This is a genomic window from Gordonia sp. C13, assembly GCF_023218005.1.
Classification (GTDB): Bacteria; Actinomycetota; Actinomycetes; order Mycobacteriales; family Mycobacteriaceae; genus Gordonia; species Gordonia namibiensis.
In genome coordinates, this window is the sequence record NZ_JALPSY010000019.1 from 1 (window position 1) to 10,859 (window position 10,859).

General features: G+C 67.8%; 9 protein-coding genes. 4 read left to right on the plus strand and 5 right to left on the minus strand.

What is annotated here, in order from left to right; translation table 11 throughout:
- Window positions 1–1,064 (minus strand): alpha/beta hydrolase (locus M1L58_RS15080; protein WP_248659492.1); only part of this gene is annotated, 1,064 nt, incomplete at its 3' end.
- 224 nt (window positions 1,065–1,288) lie between these two features.
- On the opposite strand from M1L58_RS15080, the gene M1L58_RS15085 reads away from it, so the two are divergent.
- Window positions 1,289–1,858 carry a type 1 glutamine amidotransferase domain-containing protein gene (locus tag M1L58_RS15085; RefSeq protein WP_006868644.1) on the plus strand — a complete coding sequence of 190 codons (570 nt, stop codon included), beginning with the start codon at window positions 1,289–1,291 and terminating at the stop codon, window positions 1,856–1,858.
- A gap of 3 nt (window positions 1,859–1,861) precedes the next feature.
- Here M1L58_RS15085 and M1L58_RS15090 read toward each other — a convergent pair whose 3' ends face one another.
- Window positions 1,862–2,479, minus strand: coding sequence for a maleylpyruvate isomerase family mycothiol-dependent enzyme (locus tag M1L58_RS15090; protein WP_248659493.1), 618 nt, complete (start codon window positions 2,477–2,479; stop codon window positions 1,862–1,864).
- 134 nt (window positions 2,480–2,613) lie between these two features.
- Between M1L58_RS15090 and M1L58_RS15095 the strand changes: the two genes are divergently transcribed.
- A complete protein-coding gene (locus M1L58_RS15095) occupies window positions 2,614–3,936 on the plus strand; it encodes an aspartate aminotransferase family protein (RefSeq protein WP_248659494.1) in 1,323 nt (440 codons plus the stop codon).
- A gap of 25 nt (window positions 3,937–3,961) precedes the next feature.
- On the opposite strand, the gene M1L58_RS15100 is transcribed toward M1L58_RS15095, so the two are convergent.
- Window positions 3,962–5,986, minus strand: coding sequence for an OPT family oligopeptide transporter (locus M1L58_RS15100; RefSeq protein ID WP_248659495.1), 2,025 nt, complete (start codon window positions 5,984–5,986; stop codon window positions 3,962–3,964).
- Between the two features lie 207 nt (window positions 5,987–6,193).
- Between M1L58_RS15100 and M1L58_RS15105 the strand changes: the two genes are divergently transcribed.
- Window positions 6,194–6,835 carry a TetR/AcrR family transcriptional regulator gene (locus M1L58_RS15105; protein WP_248659496.1) on the plus strand — a complete coding sequence of 214 codons (642 nt, stop codon included), beginning with the start codon at window positions 6,194–6,196 and terminating at the stop codon, window positions 6,833–6,835.
- Between the two features lie 236 nt (window positions 6,836–7,071).
- Here M1L58_RS15105 and M1L58_RS15110 read toward each other — a convergent pair whose 3' ends face one another.
- On the minus strand, window positions 7,072–8,679 hold the full coding sequence (locus tag M1L58_RS15110; protein WP_248659497.1) for a GMC oxidoreductase: 1,608 nt from the start codon (window positions 8,677–8,679) through the stop codon (window positions 7,072–7,074).
- A gap of 835 nt (window positions 8,680–9,514) precedes the next feature.
- Window positions 9,515–9,931 (minus strand): DUF5313 domain-containing protein, encoded by a 417-nt coding sequence (locus M1L58_RS15115; protein ID WP_154884697.1) that lies wholly within the window; start codon window positions 9,929–9,931, stop codon window positions 9,515–9,517.
- A gap of 166 nt (window positions 9,932–10,097) precedes the next feature.
- On the opposite strand from M1L58_RS15115, the gene M1L58_RS15120 reads away from it, so the two are divergent.
- A complete protein-coding gene (locus tag M1L58_RS15120) occupies window positions 10,098–10,610 on the plus strand; it encodes a MarR family winged helix-turn-helix transcriptional regulator (RefSeq protein ID WP_248659498.1) in 513 nt (170 codons plus the stop codon).
- Window positions 10,611–10,859: the final 249 nt, after the last annotated feature.

Here is a 10,859-nt window from a genome sequence, read left to right on the forward strand (position 1 = left end):
TCCAGGCTCGACAGGAACTCGTCGATCCGCGGCCACGTCTGTTCGACGGCGGCCGATCCGGCGATGAGCCCGAGATGGCTGGTCTCCACGGTGGTGAACTCGACCCGCGGTGACCCGGTGAACAGGTCGACGCCGTGGTGGGCGGCCTCCCAGCTGACGATGGCGTCGCGGTGGCTGCCGAACAGCTGCACCGGCACCGCGACCTTCGACAACTCGACCGTGACGTCGTCGAAGGTCAGCACGCCGCGGGCCAGGTCGCCGTGCATGATGAACTTCTCCCACATCTCCTCGGACGCCTTGCCGGGGTAACCGGGCATCGTGTCCTGGAAGCGGTCGATGGCCTTCATCCTCGTCAACGCCTCGGTGTCGTCGGCGTTGCGGATGATGTAGCCGGGTTTCTTGAGCTCGCGCTGCCAGGCGGTACCGCGGTAGGCGGTACGCACGAGAAGGGCCGGGATACCGCCCAGAGCCCGCAGCACGAGGGACACCGGTTTGGGCCCGAGGGGCCGCATCAGCGTCTTCACCAGCGGGTACGGCGGGACGCGGTCATAGTCCAGCGGGGTACCGACCGCGGTGATGGACCGCACCGGCAGAGCCGGGTCGGCGGCGACGGTCAGGAACGAGATGGTGCCGCCGAGACTCCAGCTGAGCAGGTCCACACCGCCGCCGCCCGATGACCCCTCGTCGAAGTCCGCCAGGGTCGCAGCGATCGCGCCGGGGACGATGTCGGCGAAGAAGTCGGCGAACCCGAGGTGCCGGTCGTCGCGGGTCATGTCCCCGAAGTCGAGCACGTAGGGCACCCGGCCCGTGGACCGCAGGTACTCCACCACGCTGAGTCCGGATGCGAGGTCGTAGCAGTCCGTGGACACCGCCAGCGGCGGGACGAGCAGCACCGGCCGCTGCGACGTCCGGCGGGCCGACGTCAGCTGCTCGACGCTGCCGTAGCGCCGCAACTGCCGATGTGGCGCGTCTTCGAGCACGGTGTTCGGGGTTTCGTGGGGTTCGCCGACCTCCCCACCGCGAGCCAGATGCAGCAGCTTCGCGACGCCGTCGAGACCGGCCATGACAGGTTCCCCTTTCACCTCATCCGCCCCCGCGGAGCCGTGATCGCTGGCCATTCAACACGGTGAGCCGACGCGCGTCACGGTTGGGGCCGAGCGTGGGTGGGTATGTCCGATACAGGCGACGCGGCCTACGCCGTGTGCCTGCGACCAAGACGCGGTCGGATCGATCAGCCCGCACGACGGAGCACCCCCGACCCCGCCTGTGCATACGAGGAGGAGACACCATGGCCGAAGAACTCAACAACGTCACCGTCGCATTCCTGGTGGCCACCGAGGGCGCCGAGCAGGTGGAGCTCACCGAACCCTGGAAGTCCATCGAGGCCTGCGGTGGGAAGCCGGTGCTCGTCTCCACCGACGCCGGCACGGTCCAGGCGTTCGATCACCTCGACAAGGCCGACACCTTTCCCGTCGACAGGACTCTCGAGGACGCCCGCATCGCCGACTTCGACGCCCTGGTCCTCCCGGGCGGCGTCGCCAACCCCGACTTCCTGCGCGCCTCCGCGCCGGCCGTGCGTTTCGTGCGCGGCTTCTTCGAGGCAGGCAAGCCCGTCGCCGCGATCTGTCACGCTCCGTGGACCCTCATCGAGGCCGATGTCGTACGCGGCCGCACCCTCACCTCGTTCCCGAGCATCAAGACCGACGTCATCAACGCCGGCGGCAACTGGGTCGACGAGGAGGTCGTCACGTGTCGAGGCGGCGACAGCGTGCTGATCACCAGCCGTAAGCCCGACGACCTGCCGGCGTTCAACGCCGCGATCGTGGCCGAGTTCGCCCACAGCCGCGTCCCCGGCTGAGGGTCACACCACCGAGATCGGCCCCTGTTCGCGTCCGGTGAGGATCAGCAACGCCTGCTCGCCCTGGCCGGTCAGCTCGGCGGCCTCCACCGCCGTGGCCAGGGCCGAGGCGAGCACGTTCCCTGGCAGCGTCGACGACGATCCGCTGGCGCGGGCGATGTCGAGGCCGTGAACGGCCAGTTCGAAGGTTCTCGTCGGTAGATAGTGGGACAACAGGATTGCGCCCCACGGGGTCGCCACCCGCCGATCCCCGATCCCGGTGATCGCCGCGACCGCGCGGTCCCGGCGTTCGGTCGCCGCCCGTAGCGGGTCGTCGCCGAGGTCGACCCCGGCGGCGACGCCGCGCGCGGTCACCTCCGGTGAGGACGCCAGCCCCTGGATACGGGCGTGATAACCTGCCACCGAATCGATGTCGACGACGTCCGGTTCGGGTTCGGCGAGATAGTCGGCGACCGTAGTCAGGGAGCGGCTCGTGTGTCCGACGAGGGAGCGCACCGACCAGTCCCCCAGTCCCGGCTCCTCCCACTGCTGCGGGCCCACCTGCGCGACCAGGGCCAGATAGTGTTCGGCGCCCGCGAGGTAGTCCTCGATCGCCGCACCCAACGGTTGCTCGACTGCCATGGTGTCTCCTGGTTCTTCGGAGGAAACCGACTGCACAGCACACGATATTCGGCGACTCGCCGTCGCGGTGTGCGAGGTCACCATGGCCCGGTCTGGGTGCGCGCGGCGCCGCTGTCGCTCGTACGGTGTCTGTCATGACCACGCAGCCCGCCGGCATCACCGGCACCACCGGCGTCGACACCCGTAATCTCGTCCGCTACGGCGGCCAGTTCGCGCCGGAGCTGATCGTCCGGGCGTCGGGCAGCTGGGTTCACACCGCAGACGGACGACCCCTTCTCGACTTCACCTCAGGACAGATGTCGGCGATCCTCGGGCATTCACACCCCGACATCGTCTCGACCGTCACCCGGCAGATCGGCGAGCTCGATCACCTGTTCAGCGGGATGATCTCGCCTCCGGTGCTGGACCTCTCGTCCCGCCTGTCGGACACGCTGCCCGACGCACTCGACAAGGTGCTCCTGCTGAGCACCGGCGCCGAGTCCAACGAGGCCGCCATCCGCATGGCGAAGCTCGTCACCGGCAAGCACGAGATCGTGTCCTTCGCGCGATCCTGGCACGGCATGACGCATGCCGCGGCGGCTTCGACCTACAGCGCGGGCCGCACCGGCTACGGACCGGTCGCACCCGGCAACTTCGCGTTGCCGACGCCCAATCCCTACCGTCCCGACTTCACCAACGCCGACGGCACCCTCGACTGGCAGCGGCAGCTCGACTTCGGCTTCGAGCTCATCGACGCCCAGTCGACCGGATCCCTCGCGGCGTGCATCGTCGAACCGATCCTGTCCTCGGGCGGTGTGATCGAGCCGCCGGCCGGTTATTTCGCCGCGCTGAAACGCAAGTGCGAGGAACGCGGGATGCTGCTCATCGTCGACGAGGCGCAGACCGGCCTGTGCCGCACCGGTTCCTGGTACGCCTTCGAACGCGACGGCATCGTGCCCGACATCCTCACCCTGTCGAAGACGCTCGGTGCGGGACTCCCGCTCGCCGCGGTCATCACCTCCACCGAGATCGAGCAGGCCGCCCACGAACGCGGCTACCTCTTCTTCACCACCCACGTGTCCGACCCGCTGGTGGCGGCGGTCGGCGTGACCGTGCTCGATGTACTGCAACGCGACGGTCTGGACACCCGCGCAGCGCAGGCCGGTTCGGTCCTGCGCGCCGGACTGCTCGAACTACAGGACCGCCACGACTGCGTGGGCGACGTGCGCGGCCGCGGGCTCATGCAGGGCATCGAGCTCGTCACCGACCGCGCGACGAAGCAGGGCGCCGACCGGCTCGGATCGGCCGTGACCGCACGGTGTTTCGAGCTCGGACTCCACATGAACGTCGTCCAGCTGCCGGGCATGGGCGGGATCTTCCGCATCGCACCCCCGCTGACCGCCTCCGACGAGGAGATTCGCACCGGTCTCGACATCCTCGACACCGCGATCGGCGAATGCGCCTCGGCGGCAGTCTGATCCGCCGAGGCTGACTCCTCGGGCCTCAGCCCTTCGGGTCGGTCTTGGGGGCGTCGTCGGCGCCGGCGACAGCCGTGTCGGGGACGGTGCCGCTGGCGGCGGCGAGCTTGGCGATGCGGTCGTAGAGCAGGGCGATCACGCCGGCGAACACGATGACCCCGAGAATCTGCGCCCAGGTCTCGAAGCCGTCGCCGACGATGGCCAGTACGGAGTCGTCGCCGGTCGCGGCGACGATGCCCGCGAAGACCACACCGAAGAGTGCCTCACCGACGATCAGGCCGGTCGCGAGCAGCACACCCATGCGCTTCTTGTGTTCGACTGCGCCGCCGCTGCGTTCGGCCCAGCGGTTGTAGAAGTGCCCGAGGAAGGCGCCCACCGGGATGATGAGGGTGACCGACATCGGCAGGTACATGCCCATGCCCACCGCGAGCGGCGGCAGCCGGAATTTGCCCGCACGACCCAGCAGTTCGTCGATGAGGATGACGACCGCGCCGATGAGGGCGCCGAGTCCGATGAGGCCCCAGTTGAGATCGGCGCCGAGCACACCCTTGGCGAGGGTGGACAGCAGGCCCGCCTGCGGTGCGGCCAGTGCGTCGGGGCCGGCACCGGGGGCGCCGACGAAGCCGAACACGTCGTACATGAGGCCGAGGATCGGCGGAATGATGGCCGAACCGAAAAGCACACCGATCACCAACGCCACCTGCTGTTTCCACGGGGTCGCGCCGACCAGCTGACCGGTCTTGAGGTCCTGCAGGTTGTCGTTGGAGATCGTCGCGACGCCGAAGACCACCGCGGCCGTGAACAGTGTGTAGGCGATCAGGGCGTCGGTCTGGGAGGAGTCGGCGCCGCCGAAGGTCGCCTTGATGAGGATCGCGGCGATGAGGACCACCAGGATGCCGACGCCGGAGATCGGGGAGTTCGACGAGCCGATGAGGCCGGCCATGTAGCCGCAGACCGCCGCCACTGCGAGACCGATGACGAAGACGAACACGATGCTCACCGCGATGATCCCGGCGGCGCTGCCCTCGAGGACGGTGTCGTGCACGAAGTCCCACAACAGCAGACCGATCGGGATGAGCAGCACCAGAATGCTGCCGCCGACGATGTTGAAGGGGATGTCGCGCTCGGTGATGTCCACGGTCTGGCCCTCGCGCCGTGACCGCGACGAGGCGAGTGAACCCTTGATCCCGCGGACGATCGGGCCCATGACCTTGATCAGGGTCCAGATCGCGGCGATCGCGATGGCGCCCGCACCGATGAGGCGGACGTCGTTGGCGAAGACCCCCGAGACCACGTCGCTGAGCGACTCCCCGGCCTCACCCTGGTTCTGGCTCTGGATCGGCAGCAGCACACCGTAGGAGATGAGCAGGCCGACGAGCATCGCCACACCGACGGTGACGCCGACGAGGTGCCCGATGCCGATGAGCGACATCGACAGTCCGGCGGTGAACAGGGTGCCGCCCGCGCCGATCTTGATGGTTGTGGCGATCGAGTCGCTCAGGACCTTCAGCTTCGTCAGCAGGGCGAATCCCGCCGAGGCGATCGAACCGATGACGATGGTGCGCAACCCGGCCTTGTTCTCCGTGGCACCGCCGGCCGAGTCACCGACCTTCAGGACCTCGGCTGCCGCAACGCCTTCGGGGTAGGGCAGGTCCGATCCCGTGACCAGCGCCCGGCGCAGCGGGATCGAGTACATGACGCCGAGGATGCCGCCGATCGCGCAGACGGCGACCGTGATCCAGTACGGGAATCCCGTCCACCACCCGATCATCACCAGACCGGGGATCACGAAGATGATCGCCGACAATGTGCCGGCCGCGGACGCGATCGTCTGAACGATGTTGTTCTCCACCACCGAGTGGTTGGCGAAGTACCGCAGGATGCTCATCGAGATCACCGCCGCCGGGATGGCGGTGGCGAAGGTGAGACCGACCTTGAGCCCGAGATAGACGTTGGCCGCGGTGAAGACGAGAGTGATGACCCCGCCGAGGATGACTCCTCGGAGCGTCAGTTCTCGCAGACTTGTCGTGGCCGTGGGCGTCGTCGCCATCAGGTCCCCTCACACAGGTCGTGAACGGCCCTCCGCATCAGAACGCGGACCGGATTCATTTGAGTACAGTCGATCCACCTTAGGACCGGGTGGCCTGACCGACGCAAACCCGGTCCCTCCGCGAAGGTCGGCGCGCGCGTCGAATGCGGCGGTGACAGGTCGCGATCCCGGCGCCGGACGACGACCACGGTAGGGCATCATCTACCCATGACCGATGGGAAGACCGAGCAGTCTGCCCGTACCCGCCTGGCGCTGATCGGCGCGGCGGAGGAGTTGATCGCGCTACACGGCGTGTCCGCGGTCTCCAGCAGGCAGATCAGCAAAGCTGCCGGTCAAGGCAACAACTACGCGGTCGGACATCACTTCGGTTCCAAGGACGACCTGATCCGGGCCACCCTCGACAAACACAACGCCACCATCGATCGACTGCGTCAGAAGGCACTCGACGCGATCGCGTCGGACCCGGAGGTCCGCGACTGGATCCGTTGCCTGGTGTGCCCCGAGATCGAGTATCTCGGCGGGCTCGGTTCGCCAACCTACTTCGCCCGGTTTTTCGCGAACGTGTCCAGCGACCCGGCGACCACCATCCTGTTGTACGAGAAGATGGGCGAGTCCGAGCCGCTGCTGGCAATCCTCGAGGGCTTGTACGGCGCACTGCCGGAGTTTCCCGCTCCCGTCCTCGAGATGCGCAACAACATGACGCGCCACATCATCGTGAACACGCTGGCCGACATCGAGCGCGCCGCCGAGTCCCGTGATCACCCGGTCACGCCCTGGCAGCAGCAGTGCGAGATCGTCGTCGACGCCCTCACCGGGATGTGGCTCGCCCCGACCACCGCCGCCCCCTGAGGCCGCAGTGTGAACCGCTGCTGAGAACCACCCCCGAAATACGCCCTGCGCAGCGACGTCGCGGACATGGTGTCATCGGACGGGCGCTGGAGGGCGGACTCCAGGGGCGGATCTCAGGCGCCACCCCGCCGCTCCCTGAGGTGCGAGCGAAGCGAGCCACCCGACGCTCCCTGAGGTGCGAGCGAAGCGAGCCACCCGACGCTCCCTGAGGTGCGAGCGAAGCGAGCCACGAAGGGTCAGACCGTGACCCCCACGTCTTTGGCGACGATGCGGTCGAGCGCGCGTTCGGCGACCGCGGCGATGGTCATCGACGGGTTGCACGCCGCGGTCGTGCCCGGCATGAGCGCACCGTCGAGAACGTAGAGTCCGGGCTGTCCCTTGACCCGCCCCTCGAGGTCGCAGACCGTACCCATGTTGGCGCCGCCGAGTGCATGCCAGGTCGACGGGAAGAAGGCGTTGGTGTCGGTGAGGATCGCGTCGGGTCCGGCGATCTTCCGGACCGCGCCGTCGATGTGTTTGGTCTGGATCTCCGAGTCGCCCTCGTGCGGCCACTTGATGATCGCGTCGCCGGCCGTCGAGTCGTAGGAGATGACGCCGCGTCCCGGGCTGACACCGAAGCCGACCAGCATCGTGGTTCTGGCGGAGACCGGCATCGGGGGGATCGATGCCTGGACGACGGTGAACGCACTCTTCGGGTCGCTCCAGTTGGGACTGCCGTACACGACCGGACCGCCCTGCACCGTGCCGAAGTCGGTGCTCGGGCTCGTCCACGTGTAGATGCGGTCGGCGTTGGTCCCCCAGCCTCGACCGAGGTCGTCGGGCAGGTCGGTGATCGTGCCCGCCTCGCGGGCGCGCACGAGCAATTTGGTGGTGTTCACACTGCCCGCCGCCATGATGAGCGTCTGGGTGATGATCTCCTTGTGTTCCAGCACCTTTCCGGTCTCGTCGGTGCGTTCGACGTCGAGGTACCACTTGCCGTCCTCGCGCCTGCCGACCTGCCGGACGGTGTGCAGTGTCCGCACGGTCACGAGCCCGGTCGCCTCGGCCTGCTTGATGTAGGTGACGTCGACGCTGTGCTTGCCGCCGTTGTTCACACCGATGGCACCGTCACCGTTGGTGTACGACGGCTTCATCTCACCGCGGAGTTCCGCCTCAGCGTATCCCCAGTCGATGGGCATCGGAATCTTCTGCAACGGGAGCCCCACGGCCCGAACCCGTTTCGCGAACTGTCGCGGCGCCAGGTACTGCGGCGACCGCACGACCGAGTCGGGCGCGACCGCGACCTTGAGCATCTTCGCGACCCGCGGATAGTGCACGCGGTTCATCAGCTCCCAGTCGAGAGCGTTGGGGAATTGCTCGTTGAAGACCGCCTCGCTCGGTTGCAGTGTCATTCCCTGATAGACCAGCGATCCGCCGCCGAGCCCCGCGGGACACAGCGCCGTCATGTTCGCTCCCGCAACCGATTCGAACAATCCCACATAAGGTTCGACGCTCAGCGGCTTGCCGAACAGATTCGGGGTGGACTCGTGCCACAGCATGCGCTTGTCGGGGTTCAGCGCCCGCGGGAAGGTCTCCGAGTTCGGCCCGGTCGGCCACCGCTTGCCCCGCTCGAGCATCAGGACCGGCACACCGGCCTGCGCGAGACGGAGGGCGGAGACGCCTCCGCCGAAACCCGAGCCGACGACCACCACCCGATGTTCTTCTCGAGTGCGCCGGACTCGGCGGGCCGGCGCCGCCGACGCCGCAGTTCCGTTCGCGGACACAGCAACCGCGCTCGCAGCGCCGGCCGCGGTGACCGCCGCGGCCTTGAGGAAGGTACGTCTGGTCGGTAACGCCCCGGTCATGGATCTCCTGTCGTCGGTGCACGAGAAGATCCCGCACACGCATGCACTGAGGGAACTCACGGCACTCTCGACCGCGAGAGGGAGAAGTCGACGCCTGCGAATTGCAGCCGCCCGAAGCAGAATTCGGCATGAACACAGCCCTGTCAAGGGCTACAACGGATTTCGGTCCTCGTCCTGACCAGCGGCCTGTGCGGCTTGACAGATCCTCAGTCATATGACTGAATCAATGGCAGGCGGGTCTGCACCACAGACCCACACAAGACGATCGACCGGGGCCGGTCTTTCCGAGCAGGGCCGCGGATCCGGCCCGCTCTTCTGATGCGTCGCCTCGGTCACGGCGTACTGAGGGGTGCACGCCGTGGCCGGGTGACGCGCGTCGATTCTGTTGCCCGTGTTCACAGTTGGGATGACCCGCCCACTGGGCGTCGACGCTGCAGTGCAGATCGAGTGGCGGCCTTCGGCACTCAACCTGCACTCTGCAGAACTGGGTAGATCACCCCGCCGGTGAGCAACCGGGCACCGACTCGAGCTTCCTCGCGTCAGGTCAACACGAGGTGGCGGGGGCCGGCTCGTACACCTGGCCGGAGCGAACACTCCCCGACGGCAACTATCAGCTCTTCTGGGGATGCACCGCCCCGGATTCCACATCTGGACGCAGCACCTGGGGCACCGCACCGTTCCTACCCACCGACGAGTTTCCGAACGAAGCCCCGACGGCGACACCGGCGACTGCGGGCGCGGGACCATCGGCCCCCGAATGCACCGGTAGCCTCTGCCTCCCGGGGATCATCGACTGAGGTCGCCGGTCACCCCACCGGCGGCGTGAGAGCCGGAATCAGCGACGACGATTCTCGCCGCGGTACTTGCGGTGGTACTCGTCGTAGAGGTCGGAGTTCTTCTCGCGCTCGAGCCGGTTGACCAGGTCGGGGTTGAGCCCGTGCTGGGCCAGCCGGTGCCGGCGGTAGACGCGGTTCAGCGCGATCGAGAAGAAGAGATAGGCGATGAGGATCGGCGCGGTCATGGTGAACCGGACGCCCCAGTCCGCCGGGACGAAGAGCATCGGGAGCAGGATGATGATGCACGGGATCGCCCAGCGCACGACCATGCGCGCCGAGGCCCCCGGCCCTGCGAGGTCGTTCTCGACCCACGCGGTCATCGACTTCGGCAGGGGCGCCCAGTAGCAGTACTTGACGTACTCGGCGGCGTTCGGGGTGGTGCGTTCAGTCGTGCTCACTCTTCGATCGTGCACCATCGGGGAGGCCGTCTCCAAAGAGGTTGACGCAGGCCACACTCCACGCGACCGGCCCGTCCGCGGGTAGATCGCGGCAAATCAGACATGGCTGCGTGTGCCCGAGCACGTTGCGGTCGGTAGTCTGACCGCGACTCGGCACAGCGATTCGGCGAAAGGACTCCGCGACATGAGCTCGGATCCGACCCCCGGCGCAACCCCGGCCCCGATCGATCCCGACGCCATCGGGGGCCTCGAAGCCGAGCTGACCGACTTCTGGCGCCGCGGCCGCATCCGGACGCGTCTGCGTGCTCGCGAGATCGACTCCCGCCTCGATCCGTCGTGCTATCCACTCATCTCGGTGCTTGCCCGCCACAACTCGATGCCGATGTCCGACCTGGTCAGCGCCGTCGGCATGGAGAAGTCGACGGTCACGCGGCAGATCGACGCGGTCGTGCGCCTCGGGCTGGCCGAGCGGCACCCCGACCCTCGTGACGCGCGGGCCCGCGTCGTCACGTTGACCGATCACGGGCGCGAACGGGTCGACGCCGTCCTCGCCTCGGCGGTCGCCGAGTGGCGCGCCCGCCTGGCCCAGTGGGACCCCGAGGACATCCGAACCCTCACGCGCCTGCTCCATCGCCTCGGCGAGGCGACCAACGATCCGACCGTCGACCCGGAGTCCTCCGCCGACCCTGAGTCCTGACGTCGACCACGGGTCGGGCAGGCACCAAAGTCCCGGGCACCCGGGGAATAACTCGGTTAGTTGCGCGTTACACCTTTCACGCCCTATAGTTGCAGCATTCAACTAAACGGGCGGCGGCGCATGCCGGACCCCCGTTTCCACCAGCCCTTTCCCGGCACCTGTGTCCACGAGGTCGACGAGCCCTTTTCGTCGACGATCTGTGGTCGCCGCCATCCGGCTCCGTCCACACGGCGCACGCTCGACCCCGGA

Bases quoted from the DNA above. Each gene is read 5' to 3' on its own strand.
- M1L58_RS15085 (WP_006868644.1), top strand. From the start codon at position 1,289: ATGGCCGAAGAACTCAACAACGTCACCGTCGCATTCCTGGTGGCCACC.
- M1L58_RS15090 (WP_248659493.1), bottom strand. From the start codon at position 2,479: ATGGCAGTCGAGCAACCGTTGGGTGCGGCGATCGAGGACTACCTCGCG.
- M1L58_RS15095 (WP_248659494.1), top strand. From the start codon at position 2,614: ATGACCACGCAGCCCGCCGGCATCACCGGCACCACCGGCGTCGACACC.
- M1L58_RS15100 (WP_248659495.1), bottom strand. From the start codon at position 5,986: ATGGCGACGACGCCCACGGCCACGACAAGTCTGCGAGAACTGACGCTC.
- M1L58_RS15105 (WP_248659496.1), top strand. From the start codon at position 6,194: ATGACCGATGGGAAGACCGAGCAGTCTGCCCGTACCCGCCTGGCGCTG.
- M1L58_RS15110 (WP_248659497.1), bottom strand. From the start codon at position 8,679: ATGACCGGGGCGTTACCGACCAGACGTACCTTCCTCAAGGCCGCGGCG.
- M1L58_RS15115 (WP_154884697.1), bottom strand. From the start codon at position 9,931: ATGGTGCACGATCGAAGAGTGAGCACGACTGAACGCACCACCCCGAAC.
- M1L58_RS15120 (WP_248659498.1), top strand. From the start codon at position 10,098: ATGAGCTCGGATCCGACCCCCGGCGCAACCCCGGCCCCGATCGATCCC.